The organism is Flavobacterium notoginsengisoli (assembly GCF_042686225.1).
GTDB lineage: Bacteria > Bacteroidota > Bacteroidia > Flavobacteriales > Flavobacteriaceae > Flavobacterium > Flavobacterium notoginsengisoli.
On record NZ_JBHUOT010000003.1, the window covers coordinates 551,649 to 574,626 of the forward strand.

Annotated in this window: 19 protein-coding genes; 18 read left to right on the forward strand and 1 reads right to left on the reverse strand. The window is 32.1% G+C overall.

Annotated features, from left to right (window positions below):
* Nucleotides 1-70: 70 nt before the first annotated feature.
* From efp to ACFS3A_RS10335, 17 genes are all read left to right on the forward strand, one after another.
* Nucleotides 71-637 carry an elongation factor P gene (gene efp, locus ACFS3A_RS10255; protein WP_379825312.1) on the forward strand — a complete coding sequence of 189 codons (567 nt, stop codon included), beginning with the start codon at nucleotides 71-73 and terminating at the stop codon, nucleotides 635-637.
* A 120-nt stretch (nucleotides 638-757) separates the two neighbouring features.
* A complete protein-coding gene (locus ACFS3A_RS10260; RefSeq protein WP_379825313.1) occupies nucleotides 758-1,687 on the forward strand; it encodes a UDP-3-O-(3-hydroxymyristoyl)glucosamine N-acyltransferase in 930 nt (309 codons plus the stop codon).
* A 1-nt stretch (nucleotide 1,688) separates the two neighbouring features.
* Nucleotides 1,689-2,051 (forward strand): nuclear transport factor 2 family protein, encoded by a 363-nt coding sequence (locus ACFS3A_RS10265; RefSeq protein ID WP_289659660.1) that lies wholly within the window; start codon nucleotides 1,689-1,691, stop codon nucleotides 2,049-2,051.
* 86 nt (nucleotides 2,052-2,137) lie between these two features.
* Complete coding sequence (gene sucD / locus ACFS3A_RS10270; RefSeq protein WP_144212837.1) at nucleotides 2,138-3,010, forward strand: succinate--CoA ligase subunit alpha; 873 nt, start codon at nucleotides 2,138-2,140, stop codon at nucleotides 3,008-3,010.
* A gap of 141 nt (nucleotides 3,011-3,151) precedes the next feature.
* Nucleotides 3,152-3,580 (forward strand): hypothetical protein, encoded by a 429-nt coding sequence (locus ACFS3A_RS10275; RefSeq protein WP_379825316.1) that lies wholly within the window; start codon nucleotides 3,152-3,154, stop codon nucleotides 3,578-3,580.
* Between the two features lie 538 nt (nucleotides 3,581-4,118).
* Nucleotides 4,119-4,724, forward strand: coding sequence for an RNA polymerase sigma factor (locus ACFS3A_RS10280; protein ID WP_379825317.1), 606 nt, complete (start codon nucleotides 4,119-4,121; stop codon nucleotides 4,722-4,724).
* Nucleotides 4,725-4,814: 90 nt separating this feature from the next.
* Nucleotides 4,815-5,930 (forward strand): FecR family protein, encoded by a 1,116-nt coding sequence (locus ACFS3A_RS10285; protein ID WP_379825318.1) that lies wholly within the window; start codon nucleotides 4,815-4,817, stop codon nucleotides 5,928-5,930.
* A 228-nt stretch (nucleotides 5,931-6,158) separates the two neighbouring features.
* Entirely contained in the window at nucleotides 6,159-9,872 is a 3,714-nt protein-coding gene (locus ACFS3A_RS10290) for a SusC/RagA family TonB-linked outer membrane protein (RefSeq protein WP_379825319.1), read from the forward strand.
* 14 nt (nucleotides 9,873-9,886) lie between these two features.
* A complete protein-coding gene (locus ACFS3A_RS10295; protein ID WP_379825320.1) occupies nucleotides 9,887-11,374 on the forward strand; it encodes a RagB/SusD family nutrient uptake outer membrane protein in 1,488 nt (495 codons plus the stop codon).
* Between the two features lie 18 nt (nucleotides 11,375-11,392).
* Nucleotides 11,393-12,250, forward strand: a complete 858-nt coding sequence (locus ACFS3A_RS10300; protein ID WP_379825321.1) for a zinc-binding metallopeptidase — start codon at nucleotides 11,393-11,395, stop codon at nucleotides 12,248-12,250.
* 29 nt (nucleotides 12,251-12,279) lie between these two features.
* On the forward strand, nucleotides 12,280-13,635 hold the full coding sequence (locus ACFS3A_RS10305; protein ID WP_379825322.1) for a DUF4302 domain-containing protein: 1,356 nt from the start codon (nucleotides 12,280-12,282) through the stop codon (nucleotides 13,633-13,635).
* A 555-nt stretch (nucleotides 13,636-14,190) separates the two neighbouring features.
* Nucleotides 14,191-14,937: a 3-oxoacyl-[acyl-carrier-protein] reductase gene (fabG, locus tag ACFS3A_RS10310; RefSeq protein WP_379825323.1), complete on the forward strand. Its 747-nt coding sequence runs from the start codon at nucleotides 14,191-14,193 to the stop codon at nucleotides 14,935-14,937.
* Between the two features lie 73 nt (nucleotides 14,938-15,010).
* The gene (locus tag ACFS3A_RS10315; RefSeq protein ID WP_379825324.1) at nucleotides 15,011-17,038 is read left to right on the forward strand and encodes a hypothetical protein; all 2,028 of its coding nucleotides are present in this window, start codon (nucleotides 15,011-15,013) and stop codon (nucleotides 17,036-17,038) included.
* 66 nt (nucleotides 17,039-17,104) lie between these two features.
* Nucleotides 17,105-17,938, forward strand: a complete 834-nt coding sequence (locus tag ACFS3A_RS10320; protein WP_379825325.1) for a DUF4846 domain-containing protein — start codon at nucleotides 17,105-17,107, stop codon at nucleotides 17,936-17,938.
* The gene (locus tag ACFS3A_RS10325) at nucleotides 17,939-18,685 is read left to right on the forward strand and encodes a M15 family metallopeptidase (RefSeq protein ID WP_379825326.1); all 747 of its coding nucleotides are present in this window, start codon (nucleotides 17,939-17,941) and stop codon (nucleotides 18,683-18,685) included.
* Nucleotides 18,686-18,754: 69 nt separating this feature from the next.
* Nucleotides 18,755-19,651 (forward strand): LysR family transcriptional regulator, encoded by an 897-nt coding sequence (locus ACFS3A_RS10330; protein WP_379825327.1) that lies wholly within the window; start codon nucleotides 18,755-18,757, stop codon nucleotides 19,649-19,651.
* 74 nt (nucleotides 19,652-19,725) lie between these two features.
* Nucleotides 19,726-20,691, forward strand: coding sequence for a YeiH family protein (locus ACFS3A_RS10335; protein ID WP_379825328.1), 966 nt, complete (start codon nucleotides 19,726-19,728; stop codon nucleotides 20,689-20,691).
* Nucleotides 20,692-20,693: 2 nt separating this feature from the next.
* On the opposite strand, the gene ACFS3A_RS10340 is transcribed toward ACFS3A_RS10335, so the two are convergent.
* Nucleotides 20,694-21,644, reverse strand: a complete 951-nt coding sequence (locus ACFS3A_RS10340; protein WP_379825329.1) for a hypothetical protein — start codon at nucleotides 21,642-21,644, stop codon at nucleotides 20,694-20,696.
* Between the two features lie 176 nt (nucleotides 21,645-21,820).
* Between ACFS3A_RS10340 and ACFS3A_RS10345 the strand changes: the two genes are divergently transcribed.
* Nucleotides 21,821-22,819, forward strand: a complete 999-nt coding sequence (locus tag ACFS3A_RS10345) for a zinc dependent phospholipase C family protein (protein ID WP_379825330.1) — start codon at nucleotides 21,821-21,823, stop codon at nucleotides 22,817-22,819.
* Nucleotides 22,820-22,978 lie beyond the last annotated feature (159 nt).

Consider the following 22,978-nt stretch of genomic DNA (forward strand, 5'->3'; position numbering starts at 1 on the left):
ATTTGTTTAATAAAAAAAAACAGATAAACGGTTAAAAAATTAAACAGTATATCAAAATAAAACAAAACAAATGGCATCTACATCAGATATTAGAAACGGATTGTGTATTAAATTTAATCACGACATCTATAAAATTATCGAGTTTCTTCACGTAAAACCAGGAAAAGGTCCAGCTTTCGTAAGAACAAAATTAAAGAGTTTAACTTCAGGTAAAGTATTAGACAATACATTTTCTGCAGGTCATAAAATTGACGTTATTCGTGTTGAAACACATACATTTCAATATTTATATCCGGAAGGTGATGAGTTTCATTTTATGAATGCTGAAACATTTGAGCAGATTTCTTTAAATAAAAATATTTTGGATGCTCCGGATTTGTTAAAAGAAGGGACAAATGTAATGGTTCAGATTAATACAGAAACAGATTTACCTTTATCAGTAGATATGCCGGCTTCTGTTATTCTTGAAGTTACTTATGCCGAGCCAGGTGTTAAAGGAAATACAGCTACAAACGCAACAAAAAATGCTACCGTTGAAACAGGAGCAAGTATCAATGTTCCTTTGTTTATTAATGAGGGTGACAAAATTAAAATAGATACAGCTTCAGGTTCTTACATGGAGCGTGTTAAAGAGTAGTCTTTTAATTAAGATAATTTGACAATGAGTCAGTTAGATAATTTGTGAATCGACATAATTTTGTATATTCACATTCTAATTGACTCATTTTCTAATTGACAAATTTTCTAATTATTTTATATGAAATTTCCAAAGAGTCATTCTTTACAAGAAATTGCCAATTTGCTTAATTGCAAATTTATAGGAGACAAAGATTTTCAGGTTTTAGGCATGAATGAAATACATGTCGTAGAGCCTGGTGATATAGTTTTTGTTGACCATCCAAAATATTACGATAAAGCTTTGCAATCAGCAGCTACAATTGTTTTAATTAACAAAGAGATAGAATGTCCTGAAGGTAAGGCACTTTTAATTTCTGATGATCCGTTTAGAGATTTCAATATTCTAACCAAACATTTTAAACCGTTTCAGTTTGCAAATGTTGCTATAGCTGCTTCAGCAGAAATAGGAGAAGGGACTGTAATTCAGCCTAATACATTTGTAGGTAATCATGTTAAAATTGGTAAAAACTGTCTTATTCATTCCAATGTTTCAATTTATGACCATACTATAATTGGTGATAATGTAATTATTCATGCCGGAACTATTTTAGGTGCAGATGCATTCTATTACAAAAAACGTCCTGAAGGTTTTGATCAGTTAATTTCCGGAGGAAGAGTTGTTATTGAAGATAATGTTGGTATTGGTGCACTTTGTACAATAGACAAAGGAGTAACAGGAGATACCACTATCGGGGCAGGTACAAAATTAGATAATCAGGTGCATGTTGGTCATGATACTGTTATCGGTAAAAAATGCTTAATAGCTTCACAAACAGGTATTGCCGGTTGTGTAATTATTGAAGACGAAGTTACCATGTGGGGTCAGGTAGGAACAACCAGCGGTATTACAATTGGCTCAAAGGCTGTTGTAATGGGGCAGACGGGAGTTACTAAATCAGTTGAAGGAGGAAAATCGTACTTTGGTACTCCAATTGAAGAATCCAGAGAAAAATTAAAACAATTAGCCAATATTAAGAAGATTCCTGAAATTTTAAGTAAATTGAAGTAATATGTCTATTAAAGAGTTTGTTCAGAAATTTTATAAGTCAGATGCCTTAATTGATAGCGAAATTTTAAAAACATATCTGCATCCTGACGTTACGCTTGAATGGAACAGCAGTAAAGGTTTTATTCAGATGGATTATGATTCGATAATTGAAATGGCAAATGAACTGAGTCGTGCTTATGTACGTTCAAAAGTTAGAATTAGTCATATTATCAGTGAAGATGATTTAGTATCAGTACGTTATTCTCATTTTGTAAAAACAATTGAGAATCCGAGAGAAGAGATGCTTTTGGCACATTTTTCTACAATTTGGCAGATCAAAGATGATAAACTTTACAGAGGTTATCAAATGAGTCAATTTTCTTAATATTTTTTTGACAATAAAAGAGGCAAAATACATTACAAAACCTTATTTTTGCAACACAAATTTAAAAACTACATAAAATATATATCATGAGTGTTTTAGTTAATAAAGATTCCAAAATAATTGTTCAGGGATTTACAGGAAGCGAAGGAACTTTCCATGCTTCTCAAATGATTGAGTACGGTACTAATGTTGTTGGAGGTGTTACTCCAGGAAAAGGTGGAACAAGCCACTTAGACCGTCCGGTTTTTAATACAGTAAAAGATGCTGTTGATCAGGCCGGAGCAGATACTTCTATCATTTTCGTTCCGCCAGCTTTTGCTGCTGATGCAATTATGGAAGCTGCTGATGCTGGAATTAAAGTAATTATTGCTATTACAGAAGGAATTCCTGTAGCAGATATGATTAAAGCAAATAATTATGTTAAAGAAAGAAATTCAAGATTAATTGGTCCAAACTGTCCAGGTGTAATTACTCCGGGTGAAGCTAAAGTTGGTATTATGCCAGGTTTTGTTTTCAAAAAAGGAACAGTTGGTATCGTTTCTAAATCAGGAACTTTAACTTACGAAGCTGCTGACCAGGTTGTAAAACAAGGTTTAGGAATTACTACAGCTATCGGAATTGGTGGAGATCCAATCATTGGAACTACAACTAAAGAAGCCGTTGAATTATTAATGAACGATCCAGAGACTGAAGCTATCATCATGATTGGTGAAATTGGAGGTCAATTAGAAGCTGATGCTGCTAAATGGGTAAAAGCTGATGGTAACCGTAAACCAGTTATTGGATTTATCGCTGGAGAAACTGCTCCTGCTGGTAGAACAATGGGGCACGCAGGTGCTATTGTTGGTGGTTCTGATGATACAGCTGCTGCTAAAAAACAAATCATGAGAGACAACGGAATTCACGTTGTTGATTCACCAGCTGAAATTGGTAAAAAAGTAAAAGAAGTACTTGGATAATCTCCAAATATTTAAAAATAATAAATTCCAAAAAGTCTCAATATTTTGTTGAGACTTTTTACATTTTTAAGACTGAGGCAAAAAATAGAAAAATCTTAGCATCTTAGTACCTCAGTATCTTAGAAGCTTAAAAAAAGAGTTATGAGTAAAGAATTAAAAAAGTTTAAAGTAAGCAATAGCTTCACTTTTACAGTTGAAGATAGTTTAGAACAAGTTTGTAATGCTCCGGAAGGAAGCGCTGGAATCTTTGTGGTTTATGCTGTTGAAGGTGATTCAAAAGAATTAATTATGGTTGGATCTACAGGAACTGTTCAGAATGATGGAACTTTAAAAAGTAAAAATGGTGGTTTATATGATAAAATCGTAAACGGACATCAATTTGCAAAAACAGGCAGAAAATATTCATGGCCAGCGCAAATGAAATTGGAAAATATTTCTGAACTTGAAGTGGTATGGTATGAAACTTTTACAGCAGATGTTAAAGTGATTCCAACTGCTGTTGAAGGACAGGTTTTACAGAATTTCTTAGACGAGAATGCTAAATTACCAAGATGGAATGTAGCTTTTTAATTGCTATTTAGATTGAAATAACCAAAGCCTCGCTAATTAGTGAGGCTTTTTTTTATGAAAAATATTCAATTGTAAATTTTTTATGGACTAATGTTCTTTTAGTATATCAAATTTGTAGGAATTATTGAAACGTCATTCAGTAGGTTTCGAAGTTGAGTCAACTAGTTCGATTTAGTTAATTAAAATTTAACATATAGTAAATTTAAGATTAAGTAAAAAAAATGCCGCAAATACTGATGAATTTAAAAAAAATCTTATTTTTTTTGTAATAATTGGGTTTATATCATTAGCTTTTCTATATTTATCACACAAAAACTAAAAATAATGTTAAAATTTGGTTCTTTTTTGTATGAATTAAATTGTTCTGATACGTAAAAATCTTGTTTAATTTTTGTTAAATAAAGTTTTATTGGAAAGATATTATTTTTTAAATTAACTGTAGAAAGCCAATTTTAATCAATGTAATTAATTCTTATTGTTTCTAAAAGATTATCTCTTTTATAAGTGATTTGATTTTACGCCTCAAAGTTTTTACGTTATGAGCCACATTTTAAAAAACAAAGTATTAGATGATTTTATTCTTTGGAGTAATTTGAAAAATGGTGACGAAAGATCCTTTTCTTTACTTTTTGAGAAATACTATCGTGATTTAATTAATTATGGAAATTCACTTTGCCCTTTTACAGAAAAAGTTCAGGATTGTATTCAGGATGTTTTTGCTGATATTTGGCTATATCGCAATTCGCTGCAGAATAATGTCATAGTAAAGGCTTATTTGCTTTCTAGTGTTAGAAAGAGAATTGCACGTTTACATGAGAGAGATCATGTATTCAGAAAAACAACCACAACAGATGTTTTAGAGTTTTTATTTGACTTTTCTATAGAAAATGATCTTGTAGAAGATGAAGTCACAGCAGAACGTGTTTTGTACTTAAATAAATTACTAAATGATTTACCGGGACGTCAGAAAGAGGCCTTGTATCTTCGCTATCATCAGGGACTAAGTGTAGATCAAATTGCAGAATTGCTGGATGTAAATTATCAGTCTGCAAATAATTTATTATACCGCGGTTTGTTAAGTCTTCGTAAAGAATGGAAAGGAAGTGTTCCGCTTCTAATCCTTATATCTGCAGGGGTTTTGTAAATTTTTAAGAAAAAATCAAAAAAAAATCTTAAAATGGTGAGTATATAATATAAAAGCTGTCCTCTATGTTTTTGTAACCTTAATAATAAGATGCAAAAACGTAACAATTATATAGAAATAGAAGACTTCTTAGCAGACGAATCTTTTCAACTATGGATTTTATCCAAAGTTGATGAACAAGGCTGGGAAGAGTGGACTTTAGAAAATCTTCAAAGAGCCAAACTGGTTGAAGATGCAAGACTTGTACTCTTAGCTATGAGAGTTCCTGATTCCAAATTGTCTTCAAATGAAGTTCATGAAGCTCTTCAGGAAACCTGGCATAAAATCGAACAAAGAGAAACTCTTTTTCAAAAAGAATCAAAGAATAAAAAACTTAAAATACAACGCTACTGGATTAGTGGCATTGCGGCAGCCGTTTTGGTTGGGATATTTTCTGCATGGCTTTTCAAAAATGATGTTTTGCCAAACGATAATGTAGTTACTTACAACGAATTAGTTGAAGAAAATAATGAAGGTTTAGTTGAACAGACAAATAATACCGAAAAATCTCAAATTGTAACATTGTCTGATGGCAGCTCGGTATTATTGCAACCAAATAGTAAATTAAGTTACCCTAAAATCTTTACCGGAAACGAAAGAAAGGTGTATTTATCCGGCGAAGGTTTCTTTGAAATTAGTAAAAATGCTAAAAAGCCTTTTTTTGTTTACGCTAACGAAATTGTGACTCGTGTTGTAGGTACGAGCTTTAGAATAAAAGCTTATCCGGATCAACAAAATGTTGAAGTTCTTGTTCGCACCGGTAAAGTAAGGGTAAAATCAAATGATTTGGTTCGTTCTGTTGAAAACGAAGAAATTGTTTTACTTCCTAATCAGGCAGTGCGTTTTGCCCGTAAAGATTTTGTTTTTAATAAAATTACAAATATTACAGCAGATCCGGTTTTAGTAAACAGTATTACTAATATAGAGCAGCTAAGTTTTGAATTTACCGATATTCCGATAGCTCAAATTCTTGAAACTATTGAACAGGCTTATTTAGTTGATATTGATTTTCCCCGTGATAAACTAAAAGACTGTCGATTAACCACTTCTCTAAGTGATCAGCCATTAGCAGAAAAACTAAAAATTATTTGCAAAAGCATTGGTAATGACACTAATTATGAAATGAATGGAAATCAAATTGTAATTACAACTTCCGGCTGTAACTAGAAGGCTGTAATTCGATAAAAATTAAAATAAAAAAACCAAAATTAAACTGATTGTCTAAAGCTAAAAAAAGAGTTAACTGCCTATGTAAAAAATAAATGCATAAAAAAGTGCCGAAAATGCTGTAACATAATTCGACACTTAAATTTAGTAAATCACTCTCTGTAAAGAGTAATTTATGATGTTTCTTAAAATACACTCGAATAGTATTAATCAAAACAAACCAAAATTATGAAAAAACCTGTTGTCAAGCAACGATTACTTCACCAAATCATGAAAATAACGCTGTTTCAATTTGTGTTAGCACTTATATTTTCAAGTGTGACTTTCGCAAATAATGTAAATGGGCAGAAAAAATTAGATACTAAAGTTACAATTACAGTCGAAAATTTAACTTTAGACAATGCTTTATCTAAGATTGAAAAATCTGCTCATGTAAAATTCTCGTATAATTCCAGGCTTCCTCAACTTGCGCAGAAAGTAAGTATAGAAGCTAATCAGGAAACTTTGTCTAGTATTCTAAGCAGAATATTGGTGCCATTTAATATTACATTTTCTGAAGTAAGCAATCAAATTGTGCTTCAAAAAAGTGCAGTTAGTTCATTTTCTAATACAAACAATCACGATTCATTGTTTGAGCTTTTGACTTTTGGACCAATTATTAAAGGAAAAGTAACAGATCAGACAGGAAGTCCTCTTCCAGGAGCTACTGTTATGGCTAAAGGGACTAAAAATGCTGTTTTAACAGATTTTGACGGAAATTTCGTTATCGAGGTTCCTGCTAATGTAAATCGCTTAGTTATTTCATACGTAGGTATGGAAACTAAAGAAATTGGTATTGAAAATACTACACCTACAATCGTTTTAACTGAAGCAGGTCAAAACCTTAAAGAGGTTGTAATTACAACTGGATACGAAAAAACTTCTAAAAGAACATTTACTGGAGCAATCAGTAAAATTTCTGGTGCTGAATTAAAAGTAGATGGTGTTGTAGATGTTAGTAGAATGATTGAAGGTAAAGCTGCCGGGGTAACAGTTCAAAACGTTACCGGATCTTTTGGTTCTACGCCTAAAATTACAGTTCGAGGTTCTTCTTCAATCTTTGGAGATACAAAACCTTTATGGGTTATTGATGGTGTTGTTCAGGAAGATATCATCAATGTAACTTTTGCTGATTTAGCTTCTGGAAACTCTGCAACTTTATTAAGTTCTGCTGTGGCAGGATTGAATGCAAATGATATTCAGAGCATTGAAATTCTGAAAGATGCATCGGCTACTTCTATCTATGGTTCCAGATCGTTAAACGGAGTTGTAGTTGTTACAACTAAACAAGGTCGTAGAGATGCTCCTTTAAAAATTACTTACTCTCTTGAAAATACAGTGAGAGCTGTACCAAGTTATACACAGTATGATGTTTTGAACTCTCAGGAATCAATGAGTGTTTTCCAAGAGATGAGAGAAAAAGGATATTTAACCCAAAGCTCATCGCTAACATCTAGATTTAGTGGTGTTTATGGGATTTTAGCAAAACAGGTTAATCTTTACGAATCCTCAAATGGTTTGTATGGCGTAAAAAACGATCAGCCTTATGTAAATGAATTCTTGAAAAAATACGAATTAGCTAATACAGATTGGTTCAAGGTATTATTCAGACCTGCTATCACTCAAAATCACTCATTAAGTTTTTCAGGTGGAGGAAAGAACAATACTTTTTATGGCTCTTTAGGATATTATACAGATCCGGGATGGACTATAGCGGATAATGTAAAACAATTATCATCAAACTTAAAAGGGACATTCTACATCAATGACAGATTGAATATTACTTTGTCAACACTTGCTTCTGCTCGTGATCAGGAAGCTCCTGGTACTTATGAAAGTAAAAATGATGTTGTGTTTGGAAAAGTTACCAGAGATTTTGACATCAATCCTTTCAATTATGTTTTGAGTACAAGCAGAACATTGAGACCTTATGATGAAAATGGAAATTTGGAATACTATCAAAACAACTGGGCGCCAATGAATATTATTAACGAGTTGAATAATAATAAACTTGGAATAAAAGTTAAAGACATTCGTTTTCAGGGTGATTTAGAATATAAAATCAATAAAAATTTAACTTATAATTTTACAGGTTCAGCTCGTTATGCTACTACATCTAGAGAGCATAAAATCTATGAAGGTTCAAATGTTGTAGGAGCTTATAATGCCGGGGTGGGAGACAATCCAAATACACAGATTCAAACTGCCAACGTTTTCTTATATCAGAATCCAAATGACTTAACTGCTCCTAAAATTTCAGTATTACCAAATGGAGGTTTCTTAAGAAAATATACTAACGATATGACTTCATATAATGTTAGAAATAGCGTAACGTATAGAAATACATTTAATGAAAAACATGAATTGGAAGGTTTTTTTGGTACAGAGTTTAGATCTGTAGATAGAAACAATGACAATTTTACAGCAGCAGGTTTACAATACGAAAAAGGTCTTAGTGCTTTTATTGATCCTAAGTTGATTGAAAAAATGGTTAACGAAGGAAATACTTATTATGATTTTGGTGCAGAGAGAGAACGCACTGTTGGTTTCTTCGGAAAAGTTGGTTATACATACGATCGCCGTTATACAGCATCTGTTACAGGACGTTATGATGGTTCTAACAGACAAGGAGATACAGGTTCTTCAAGATGGTTACCAACATACACAGTGAGTGGAAAATGGAACATCAAAGAAGAAAAATTCATGAAAGATGTAGAATCTGTAAACAATTTAGCACTTAGAGCATCTTATGGTTTAACTGCAACTGCAGGTCCGGCAACTAACTCTTTAGCGATTTATAAAAGTTATATTACAGATCGTTTCGCAACAACAGATAGAGAAAATGCAATACGTATTCAGGATTTACAAAACCAGGATCTAACTTGGGAAAAACAATTTGAAACGAACATTGGTGTTGATTTAGGAATGTTTAGAAACAGAGTACAGTTTACAACTGATGTTTATAGACGTAAAGCCTTTGATTTGATTGATTATGTTATTACATCAGGAGTTGGAGGACAGGCTGTAAAAATGGGTAACAATGCTGACATGGAAACAAAAGGTATTGAGGTTGGTTTTACAACTCAAAATATCGTTACACCTGATTTTAAATGGTCTACGACATTAAATTTCTCTATTTACGATCAAAAAATTACAAAACTAGCTAACAGACCTTCGGCATTCGATTTAATAGCCGGGAATGGAGGGAATACCGTTGGACATCCTAGAAACTCATTGTATTCATATCAGTTTACAGGGTTAAATAATCAAGGATTGCCAACGTTTAAATTACAAGATGGTGCTGAAAGTAACATTACAGATGCTGACTTTCAGGATACTAATGATGTTACAAAATATTTAAAATACGAAGGATCGGTTGAGCCAAATAAATCAATTGGTCTTGCTAATACTTTTACTTACAAAAGCTGGTCTCTTTATGTATTTATTGTAGGATCTGGAGGAAATAAAGTACGATTAAACCCAATATACAGTAACAAGTATACTGATCTGACTGTTTTTACAAAAGAATTTGCTAACAGATGGATAAATCCAGGTGATGAAAATTACACTAATGTTCCTGTTATTGCTGATCAATTGATGAATAGAAATATTGGTGATAATAATCTACAGATTGCTTATAACACATACAATTTTTCTGATGTTAGAATTGCCAGTGGTGATTTTGTAAGATTAAAAAACATTTCTCTTGGCTGGGAGTTTCCAAGTGATTTTAAGAGAAAGTTAGGACTAAGTACTTTTAATTTAAAAGGTTCAGCGGTTAATCCATGGTTAATTTATTCAGATAAAAATTTACATGGTCAGGATCCTGAGTTCCGTAATACAGGAGGGGTAGCTTTCCCGATTACAGCACAATATACTTTTGCAATTAACCTTTCATTTTAACAATAAAATTGACTATGAAAAATATAAAAATAACATTATCATTATTATTACTTGTTAGTATTAGTAGTTGCGATGATTTTCTTTCAGAAATACCAGATAACAGAACACAAATAGATACTCCTGAAAAAATTTCAGAATTATTGGTTACAGCTTATCCTATGACCACTTATTTTGAAATTGCTGAAACAATGTCAGATAATATTTTTGATACAGAAGTTAAAACAAATGCTAATATAAGTAATGAACAGAGTTTTAACTGGGAAATGCAGACTCAGATAGATAAAGATACTGAGAATGGATTTTGGACTGGATCTTATGAGGCAATAGCTGCTGCAAATCAAGCCTTACTTTCAATTGAAAAGCTAGGAAACCCTTCTAGTTTAAATCCTCAAAAAGGGGAAGCCTTAATTGCAAGAGCTTATAACCATTTTATGTTGGTTTCTTTTTTTTCAAATCGTTACAATCCTGCAACAGCTGCAACAGACTTAGGAGTGCCTTATGTTACAGAGCCTGAAACTGCTTTATTAGGACAATATAAACGAAATAGTGTTAAAGAAGTTTTTGATTTAGCAGAAAAAGATCTTTTGGAAGGATTGAAATATGTTACGAATAATTATAAGGAACCTAAGTATCATTTTAACGTAAATGCAACTAAAGCTTTTGCTTGTCGTTTTTATTTGATAAAAGGAGATTGGGATAAAGTACTGGAATATTCTGAAGGACTTGGTTCTAAGACAGATAAAATTAGAAATTATGTTGCTTTTAGTAGCGCTGTTTTTGCTCAAATGCCAATAGAGTATTCTAGGGTAGAACAAGAAACTAATTTATTGGTAAGTTATCCTAATTCTACAGCAAGAAGAGCTGCATCTTACAGGTTTGCTTTTCCATCACAAAAAGCTGATGAATTGTTAGGTCCACAAACCAACATGTGGGGTAAGCAAAGTTTAATTAGAGCTGATGGGTATTACTATGGAGGTTCAAACGTTTTTATTCATAAACTTTATGAATATTTTAAAGTAACTAATGCTACGGCAGGTATTGGAGAAGCTTACACTTCAACAGTATTATTTAGTAATGATGAAATGTATCTAAATCGTATTGAAGCACTTGTAATGAAAAATAGATTTGCAGAAGTAAACACTGAATTAGGATACTTTTTAGGTACCAGAACTTCCGGCTATAATCCTGCAACAGACATTTTAGATCAAACAAGAGTGACTACAAAATATCCAGTTGTAGCAAATGAATTCACTCCTTTTTACCCACTAAGTGAGCTTCAGACTTCTTACATCAAAGCAATTTCCGAAGCGAGAAGAAGAGACTTTATGAGAGAAGGACTAAGATGGTTTGATATTAAACGTTTTAATCTGGTAGTAGAACATAACACTCTGGAATTTGGTAAAGTGGTTCGACACAATGTTTTGGAAAAAGATGATAAACGTAGAGCATTGCAAATTCCATTAAGAGCTTCAAGTAATGGTATTGAGAAAAATCCTAGGTAATTTTAATTAGAAAGTATTATGAAAATAGCAAAAATATATAAAGCGGCATTAATTTCAGGAGTATTACTTTTATCTTCTTGTGCCCATGAGGATCAGCCGAAAGAAAGCTGGTTAGATTTTTCAGTACCAAATAAAACGGATCTAGATAAATGGCTGGACTCTAGTTTTTTAGATCCTTATAATATTCATGTTTATTATTTATGGAATCAGAATTTGGTAGATAATAATAAGTATTTATATCCACCACAAGGAAATAAAGTGCAGCCGGCTATGCAAGTGGTTAAGAAAATCTGGATTGATAGTTATACTACTATCGGTGGGGCTGATTTTGTTAAAAAGATTGCTCCCAGAGAGTTTGTACTTGTTGGAGGGGTAAACTTAAATACTAATGGTACAGTAACATTAGGACTTGCTGAAGCAGGTCAGAAAATTACTCTTTTTCAAGTAGATAATCTTAACAAGAAAAACAGAGCAAACGTGACACAGTTTATTCATACTATTCAGCATGAATACGTTCATATTTTAAATCAAACAAAACCTTTTGATGAGCAGGCATGGGCAAAAATAACACCATCAGGCTATACAACTAGCTGGTATACTGCGGCAATTGCTACTTCCAGAAACTTGGGTTTTATTACAAGTTATGCCAGATTAAGTATCTATGAAGATTTTGCTGAAACAGCTGCTACCATTCTAACAAGCTCAAAAGCAGAATATGATGCCATCTTAGCCGGTGTAACAGATGCCACAGCAAAAGCAAACTTAAAAGCAAAAGAAGCACTTGTAGTTAAATATTACAAAGACGCTTACAATATTGATTTTTATGCTTTAAGAGATGAAGCTCAAAAAAATACAGATTTTGTAATAAATAATTAAGAGTAATAATTTTTCTAAAAATAGATATTATGAAAGTAAAAAAAATATACAAGTACTTAATGATTTCTTTTGGGGCTTTGCTTTTAGGATCATGTACAAGCACAGAGGTTGATGTTAAATTTGATGAAAACGCAACCGAAAGATTAAGCGGCCGTAAAAAAGAATTGAATGATCTTTTGCTTTCATCTGCGGATGGATGGAAAGCCGTTTATTATACAGATAGTACACAATTGGGAGGATGGACTCATCTATTTAAATTTCTACCTAAAGGAGAAGTAGATATGGCTTCAGATTTTACAATAGGTACAAATACAGATACGGGTATTTACAGAAGTCAGTACGAAATGCAGATGGGAAGTACAGTAAGTTTAGTTTTTACAACACAAAACAGAATACACCTTTTGTCTGATGCAGGAAATTCACCAACGGCAGCTCTTTTGGCAAAAGGATATTTAGGAGATTTCCAGTTTTACTATTATGGAGAAAAAAATGGAGAAATTATTTTTAGAACTAATAGAAATGGGCATTTTCTGCGTTTTGTAAAAGCTACTGCTCAGGATTGGACAGATCTTACAAAGAACAAAGCAACTATTAGTAGTTTAAATGGTGATATGTTTAGTCCTTTGTTCAGATTAATGGAAACAAATGATGGAACGGCAACACATCAGTTTGAATTTGATTATAATACGAATGCTCGTTTTGGAACAGCATACTCTCTGGAACCAGGTAGTCAGGAAGCTTATGATTTGGCATTTGCATTCACACCTACAGGGATTGTTTCGAAATTGCCAGTTACTGTAAAAGATCAAAAGCTTACTAATTTTATTTTTGATAGTGCAACTAATAGTTTTGTTGCAACTGGAACAAATGGAGTAAAAGCAACTATCAAATATACTAATACACCGCCTGCTATCACAGATGATTACAAGCTTTTATTAAGTGGAAAAGGAAATCCGCAAGTAGTGGTGGGGTATATAGCAGCTAATTTATATACAGCTCCAACGACTTCGGATTATTTTAGATACTTGATTAATAAAGTAAATGCTACGTTGCCTGCAACACAGTCTATTGCCAGAGTTCAGGTTGTATTTAATAACGTGCCAAATGGAACTTACATTCAGTACCAGTTTAATGGAGGAAAAGCCACAATTGTTCATTGGTTAACTACTCAGGAAGATGCAGTGAACAAAACTATAATTTTAAAAGATGATGGATGGAATACAACAGCAGCAAACTATAATTTCTTAAAAGACATAGATAATGAATTAGTTAATTCAAAAGGTTTCTATATTAAAAAAGAAAGCTTTAGAATTACTTACAGTAATCCTATTTACACTCTTACAAGCGCAGCTAGCAGTTTTAGAATGACAGCTTACCAATTATAAGAATTTAGTTCTGTTTTAATTTTGGTTAAAAGCAGTCCGGATTAGCGGACTGCTTTTATAAAAAGAATATAAGAAAATACAAGTCTTAGTTAATCTTTAAAGAATTGATTTAGTATGAAAAAACATATTACGATATTTAATGTTATAATTTTTTTATGGGGAATTGTTCTTATTTTAATTTCTGAATTTTTTAGAGATTATGTAAGGTCTTATCTTTATTTATCAATCGCAGTTATAATTCCTTTTATGATTTGGGATCTGATAAAAAAAAGAAAAAAAGATAAGATTGAGGGAACAAAAGATCTATATAATTCAATAAACAGAATGATGATTATGGCTGTAGTTCTTATACTATTTTTTGTCATCACAAAGCAAAATCATCTATAAGAATTTTAGTTTTATTTTTTTATTTTGGGAAAGACAGCTCATTTATTGAGCTGTTTTTTGTTTTTATAAATAAACAGAAATTCTAAACCATTTTTTATACGACAAATTTTATTAAACGCCCAAATACTCTATATTTGTATTTCAAAAAATAAAAACGAATACCTTAATATGAAATTACTAGAAGGAAAAGTTGCAATTATTACTGGTGCAAGCCGTGGAATCGGAAAGGGAATTGCTGAAGTTTTTGCTAAACATGGAGCTAACGTGGCTTTTACATACAGTTCATCTGCAGCTTCTGCAGAAGCGCTGGAAGCAGAATTAAATGCTTTAGGAGTTAAAGCAAAAGGTTATCAGTCAAACGCAGCAGATTTTAATGAAGCGCAAACTTTTGTTGATGCTGTTTTAGCGGATTTTGGAACTGTAGATATCTTAATCAACAATGCCGGAATTACAAAAGATAATTTGTTAATGCGTATGTCTGAAGCAGATTTCGATCAGGTAATTGATGTAAACTTGAAATCGGTTTTTAATATGACAAAAGCGATTCAGAAAACATTTTTAAAACAAAGAGCGGGTTCAATTATTAACATTAGTTCTGTAGTTGGAGTTTCTGGAAATGCCGGACAAACAAACTACGCAGCGTCTAAAGCAGGTGCAATTGGTTTTACTAAATCTGTAGCATTAGAATTAGGCTCCCGTAACATTCGTTGCAATGCAATTGCTCCGGGATTTATTGAAACTGAAATGACTGCAAAACTATCTGAAGAGGTTGTTAAAGGTTGGAGAGAAGGTATTCCTTTAAAACGTGGAGGAACTACAGAAGATGTTGCAAACGCTTGTCTTTTCTTAGCTTCTGATATGAGTGCTTACATTACTGGCCAAGTCCTTAATGTTTGCGGAGGAATGCTTACCTAATACGTTAATTATTTATGGTTTGTTGTTTATTGTTCTACAACCATAAACTAAAAACTATAAACCCAAATTAAATATGACGACAAACACGATTCTTTTATTATTGCTTTCTTTAGTAATTGCTGGTGGTTTATCGTATTTTCAATATTTTTTCAAAGCCAAAAGTAAATCCAATGTGATTATACTTTTGGCTTTTTTACGTTTCTTAGCCATTTTCGGATTGTTGGTTTTATTGATTAATCCAATAATTTCGAAAAATTCACTTGAAATTACTAAAACACCTTTAGCAATTGTTGTAGATAATTCGAGTTCGATTACGGCTTTAAAATCAGATAAAAAAGCGCTAGAATTATATCAAAAACTGGTTTCAAATCCGGCCTTAAGAGAAAAATTCGAGATTCAGTCCTATCAGTTTGACAACGATTTTAAAACTTCAGACAAATTTGATTTTAAAGGAAATCAAACAAATCTAGATGAAGCTGCAAAGAATTTAAAAAGCATCAACAAAAATCTGATTTTTCCAACTGTAATTATTACAGACGGAAATCAGACTACAGGAAACGACTATGTTTATAGATTCGACCCTGTCAATAAAGTTTATCCTTTGGTTGTGGGAGATACAACTACTTTTTTTGATTTAAAAATCAATCAGCTTAACGTCAATAAATACGCTTTTCATAAAAATAAATTTCCAGTAGAAGTTTTTCTTCAGTATGCAGGCACAAAAGCTGTAAATGCTGAATTTACCATTTTGCAGGGAAATACAATTGTAGCTAAAGAGAAACTCTCTTTTTCAGCCTCAAAAAAAACAGCCTCTCTCAATTTGCTTTTGCCAGCAGATAAAGTAGGTTTACAAATTTACAAAGCAAGTATTCAATCTGCTGCAAAAGAAAAAAACAGCTATAATAATATTAAGAATTTTGCTGTCGAAATAATTGACCAGAAGTCGACTATTGCAATAGTTTCAGCTATAAATCATCCAGATATTGCTGCTTTAAAACGTTCCATTGAAGTTAATGCGCAACGTAAAGTAATTTTGGTTAAACCAAATCAGATTAATGATTTACAAGATGTTTCTGTTCTGGTTTTGTATCAGCCAACGGCTGCTTTTAAAGCAATTTTTGACAATAATAAATTAGCAGGAAGAAATACCTTGATTATAACAGGAAACAATACCGATTTTAATTTTCTGAATCAGCAGCAAAATAATCTGATTTTTAAAATGAGTAATCAGCGTGAAGATTTTCTTTCTGAATTTCAGTCTGATTTTAATCTTTTTGCCATTGATAATATAGGTTTTGAAAATTTTCCGCCTTTGCAGAATCCTTTCGGAAATATCAGCACCAACGGAAATGTATCGGTTTTACTTTCTTCAAAGATTAGAAATGTTTCCACCAATGCGCCATTATTGGCTTTCGCCGAAAATCAAGGAAAAAGAACTGCATTTCTTTTAGGTGAAAACAGCTGGAAATGGCGTCTTCAAAGTCATGTAGACAATCAGTCTTTTGAAAAATATGATGTTTTTATCGATAAAATCATTCAGTATTTAGCTTCATCAGCTTCAAAGAAATCTTTAGTTGTAACACATGAAAGTTTTTACAATTCCGGAGAAGAAATCATTATCAATGCGCAGTATTTCAATAAAAACTATGAGTTTGATGAAAAAGCCAGACTTACAATCAGTGTTGTAAATGCTACGACAAAACAAACTAAGAATTACGATTTGTTAAAAGGAAGTAATTCGTTTTCTGCTAATTTAGAAGGACTTCCAGCGGGAAAATATAATTTTACAGTAAAAGAATTAAATTCAAATACTTCGTACGCAAGTCATTTTGAAATTTTAGATTTTGATATTGAAAAGCAATTTGTAAATCCTGATGTTTTAAAATTGCAACAATTGGCACAACAAACGGGCGGAAAAGCCTTCTTTGAAGATCAGGCCGATAATTTGATAAACACACTTTTAGAAAATAAAGAATACAAATCAATTGAAAAGAATGTTTCCAGTAAAACTCCAATTATTGATTGGGTTTGGCTGTTGATTTTGATAGCTGTTTTGTTGACTACGGAATGGTTTGTTAGAAAGTATAATGGTTTGTTGTGATAAAATATAATCGAATTCCTTCTAGCATGTTGTAATCTTGTGGTTGTAAATTAAAAGTCTAAAATTATGAAAGTTAAATTCTTTTTTATCGTAACAATTTTGATGGTAATTCTTTGTTTTTTTTCATTTTCAAAGACAAATAGTACCAACAATCACAATCTTTTGGGAAATACGATTCAACAACGTTTTGAACCACCTCAGGGGTTTGTTAGAGAAGAGGAATCTAAAACTTCGTTTGATTTTTTTCTACGAAATCTTCCATTAAAACCATCGGGTTCAAATGTTTTGTATTTTGACGGAACTATAAAACCAAATCGAAACGTTTATGATGCGGTTGTGGATTTACCCATTGGAAAACAGGATTTGCATCAATGTGCTGATGCCGTGATGCGTTTACGAGCGGATTATTTTTATAGCCAAAAACAGTACGATAAAATACATTTTAATTTTACAAATGGTTTTCGAGTTGATTTTAGTAAATGGGCTGCAGGTTACAGAATTGCAGTTAAAGGCAACAAAACGAGTTGGGTTAAAACTGCAAAACCATCTGACAGTTATGACACTTATTGGAAATACTTAGAGACGGTTTTTATGTATGCAGGAACGGCTTCGTTAGAAAAAGAACTAAAACCGATTAATGTTTCAGACATAAAAATTGGGGATGTTTTTATAAAAGGAGGCTTTCCAGGTCACGCTGTTATTGTAGTTGATATAGCTGTGAATCCAAAAAACAATCAAAAAATTATGCTTTTAGCACAAAGCTATATGCCAGCACAGGAAATTCAAATACTGAAAAATCCGAATAATAGTTCGTTGAGTCCTTGGTACCCTGTCGATTTTGGAACTTCTCTTAAAACTCCCGAATGGACTTTTAGTACCTCACAATTAAAACGTTTTTAAATGAAACGATTCTTTTTTTTAGTCCTTATATTTCAAAATGCTTTTTCTCAAGAAATCCCATTGAATGTTCAAAAATTGATTAAAGCATATCCAGATCAAATTGTTGGTTATAAAGACAATAAAATTATTTTTAGTGATAAATCAAATTTAATTTATGATGATTTTAAAAATAAAACGAATCAAGAATTATTAGATAATCCTGATATTGAGGATCAATTTAAGTTTGTTTATAAGAGAGCAGATAAGAATTTAATTCCAAAGGAAGACGCAGGAAGGATTCGAAATGAAGCTTTTTTTAAGAAAATTTACGGAAATTCAAAATCAGAAGTTGAATCAAAAATGACTGAAATTATTTGGTGCCCGAAATTAGTCAATCAGAAAATAAAGGTAACAACCGTAAATGGAATTGATAAGATAGTTAAAAAACTCTCGGCAGAATTAGATAATAATCCAGAATTTAAAAAATACATTACTGGTATTGGGGGTACATTTAGTTGGAGAAAAATTTCAGGAACAAACCGATTGAGTATGCATAGTTATGGAATGACTATAGATATTAATGTCAAAAATTCTAATTATTGGCAATGGGATTGTAAATGTAAAAATGAAGAAGCTACTCTTTCGTATAGAAATCAAATTCCCTTCAAACTAGTTTCAATTTTTGAAAAATACGGCTTTATTTGGGGAGGAAATTGGAAACATTATGACACAATGCATTTTGAGTATCGACCTGAGCTTTTGTTATAAATTTTTAAATTATTTATTGCAAAAACGCATTACGGAGGAAAGTGGATTAAGAATTAAAAATTTATGATTATGGATTTCAGGCTTAAAGTTTTCTACACCGTCGCACTCCGCCTTAATTTTACTAAAGCAGCAACAGAATTATATATAACACAGCCGGCAGTTTCGAAACATATTCAGGAACTGGAAGAAACTTATAAAACAAAACTTTTTGAACGTAACGGTTCTAAAATCGCTTTGACTCCAGCTGGCAAAATTCTTTTAAAATATACCAAAAGTATTTTTGATATCTATCGTGAAATAGATTTTGAGATGAGTTCCTTCAATAAAGAACGCCAAGGGTTATTAAGATTAGGAGCCAGTACTACTATTTCGCAATATATTATTTCTCCAGTTTTGGCTAATTTTCATCAAAAGCAAAAAGATATAAAAGTCAATTTGCTGAATGGAAATACAGAACAAATTGAAAATGCTTTAATCAATAAAGAAATTGAAATTGGAATTGTAGAAGGACAGTCTAAAAATCAATCCATAAAATATATTCCGTTTCTAAAAGATGAACTAGTTTTGGTCTGTAACAGCAAAAATCCTCTCGTAAAACAAAATGAGATTTTATTAAACGACTTAAAATCAATGAAATTCATTACTCGTGAACGAGGATCCGGAACACTTGAAGTTATAGAATATGCATTGAAAAAATCGGGTTTAAAATTTACAGATTTACAAATCGAAATGCAGTTAGGAAGTACGGAAAGCATTAAATCTTATTTGCTAAATTCAGATTGTTTTGCGTTTATGTCTATTCATGCTGTTAGTAAAGAGTTGAAAAACAAAGAATTGATTGTTTTAGATCTTGAGAAACTATCTATTGAAAGATTTTTTTATATTATTACGTTAGTCGGAAAATCAGATTCGTTATCAGAATTGTTTATTCAAAATTTAGCTTCTCATTATAACTTGAAGTTATAGTCGATTGTAATTTACGATTGGTGTTTTTCGTTTAATCGACGGAACTTTGCAGGGTAATTATCAATTATCCTATTTTGAAAGCAAAACAACAAACAACAGTACATTTATTTGAAATTAATCATTCGTTACAGCAGGCACTTTTTGTTGTAGTAATCATTTTATGTTTATTTTCGATTGTTTCTCCTCCAATAGCACTTTTATTAGGAGTTTTGCTGGTAAACATTTTCGGGAATCCATTTGTAGAATTCAATCATAAAGCAATAACATTTCTATTACAATTTTCAGTTGTTGGTTTAGGATTTGGAATGAATGCTTACAGTGCTGCTTCGGCAGGAAAAGAAGGTTTTGCAGTTACTATTCTTTCAATTTTTAGTACTTTAATTTTTGGTTTTCTTCTTGGAAAATGGCTGCAAACAGAGAAAAAAACATCCCATTTAATTTCTTGTGGTACTGCTATTTGTGGCGGAAGTGCCATTGCAGCTATTGCACCCGTTATCAAATCAAATGAAAATCAGACTTCAATTGCTTTGGGAGTGATTTTTATACTAAATTCGATTGCCTTATTTGTTTTTCCTATTATCGGACATCAATTAAATTTGTCGCAGAAAGATTTTGGTTTATGGTGTGCCATTGCGATTCACGATACCAGTTCTGTTGTAGGAGCTGCAAATAAATATGGTGCAGAAGCTTTACAAGTAGCCACAACAGTAAAGCTGGCGAGAGCTTTATGGATTATTCCAATATCTCTACTGACAGCTTTTATCTTTAAAAATAAGAATTCGAAAATTAAAGTTCCGTATTTTATTGGTTTGTTTATTGTTGCAATGCTTTTAAATACTTATGTTCCTTCAATTAATGTTTTCGCTTCTCATATTGTCGGAATTGCTAAAATTGGCTTAACAATTACATTATTTCTAATTGGCGCAACCCTAAATTTCACAACTTTAAAAGCGGTAGGAGTAAAGCCTTTGTTACAGGGTGTCTTTTTATGGATATTTATCGCTGCTTTAGCTTTGGTGTCAATTCTTTATTTGAGTTAGAACTATTTTACATTTGAAAATTTCACAACAGGTTTCCCTACCATTTGATAGGATTTGCCTTTAAACGAATAACGTCTTTCAATTTCAAAATCAAATTTAGTTTTAGTTTTAGTCATTTCGGCAATTTCCTGTGGAATTGGTGCTTCAAATTCATCTTCGGCTTTTGCATCTTTATTAAAAGTGCCATTGGTGATAACAATAATGTCTCTAAAATGTTTTTTGGTGCCATCATCAACCACTTTATAAGAACCTGACCAATTTATACTAGCGACATTGGTTAGATGATAGGAGGGTACTTCCATAATAATTTGGTATTTACCATCAAAACCTGCTACAAGATAGAGATAACCCTCATAAGGACCGCCGGCACCACCATTAATGTGTGACAAAGTTAAAGCAAATTGGTCTTCTCCAATTTCTATAATTTTAGGCGTAGGACATTGTGCAAAAGCACCAAAAGCAGCAACAGCAGGCTGAAAAGATCTCATTTCCCAAATCTTTCCATTTTTGGCAAATTTGGCAATACCTAACAAACCTCCCGAAAAACGTCCTGTTTGTAAACCATCTTCATCATGAACAGAATGGTTAAAAGCAATAATTTTAAATTTATTGTCTTTAGAATCAGCATAATCAATATTTGCCAGAAGTCTAGTGGCAACGCCATTAGTATAAGGAAACATTTGATCGCCTTCAACACCATTTACATCGAGAAAAGGAGCAGGTTTACATGTTTTACAAATCCAGCTTACAAACGTATTTTTATTGGCAAGACGATATAATTTTCCAGGAAACAATTTCTGCATTATTCTTTCCTCGTTAAAAGGATCCGAAAAACGAAGCACTCTTTTTGAATTTAGAATGGTATCGCTGACATTTTTTGGTTTGATATCATTCTCCTGAGCAAAACAAATAGCCGACAGAAAGAAGATTACATTTAGAAAAGTAAAACGCATGTTTGTAAGGTTTAGTCCATTAACAAACTTACGAAAGAAAAATCTTTTTTTGTGTGAATTTATGTTACTTAAATGGATGTAAAATTTCTAAAAAAATAATTTACATAATCTTGAAGTGTTATTGTTTGAATTATCCATAAATAAGGTAAATTTGCCCCTCTAATAAAAAAACAAAAATGAAAAACTTCAAATCGAAACCAAAACTAATTGCAATCTGTGCTTTAATTGTTGGTTTTTTTACTTTATCCTGGGGAATTGTTGGTCATGAACGAATTAATAAAGCAGCTGTAATGGCGTTGCCTTATCCACTTCAGACGTTCTTCTACAATCACATCGATTTTATTACTCAGGAAGCTTCAGTACCGGATATTCGTAAATACGCTTTAAGTTATAAAGAGGAGGGACCAAGACATTATTTTGATATGGAAAACTTTGGTTCTGCAGATAGTTATCCGCCAACTTTAGAAGAAGCAAAGAAAAAATATGATGCTAAATTCTTAAGTGATAATGGAATTTTACCTTGGTATATTGAAGATATGATGGCAAAATTAACTAAAGCTTTTAAAGATAAAAACAGAGCAGAGATCTTATTTCTTGCTGCAGATTTAGGTCATTATATTGGTGATGCACATATGCCATTACATACTTCTGCTAATCATGACGGACAATTGACTGATCAAAAAGGAATTCATTCTCTTTGGGAAAGCAGACTTCCTGAGTTATTTGCAAAGAATTACAAATTAAACGTTCCTTATGCGCATCATTATGATGATGTTCACAAAGCAATTTGGGATATGATAAATGATACGCATAGTTTAGCACAGCCTTTATTGGATATCGATAAAAAACTAAGAACGGCGACCCCAGAAAATCAGGTTTTTAAAATGGATGCTGACGGAAAAGTGATGAAAAGCAAATACAATACAGCTGTTTTTTCTGATGAATATGCGAAAAAACTACATGAACAACTAAATGGAATGGTTGAAAGTCAAATGCGAAAAGCAATTACAGCAACAGCTAGTTTCTGGTATACTGCTTGGGTAAATGCCGGAAAACCGGATTTAAGTGATTTAGATTCTCCGGAAGTAACGAAGAGAAATGCTAAAGCTCTAAAAGAAGACTGGGAACTTTATCAAAAAGGAGATTTATTTGGAATGAGAAATCAGAATGACTAAAATTTTGTTTCAAGTTTCAGTTTTACTAAAACTGAGTCGTCCTGAAATAGGTTGACAGGTTTCACAATATTAATTAAAACCAGTAAAGTTCTCTTTGCTGGTTTTTTGATATACAAAATTAGGTGTTTTCATTTTCAAGCTTAAATGCGGCCTTTTTTG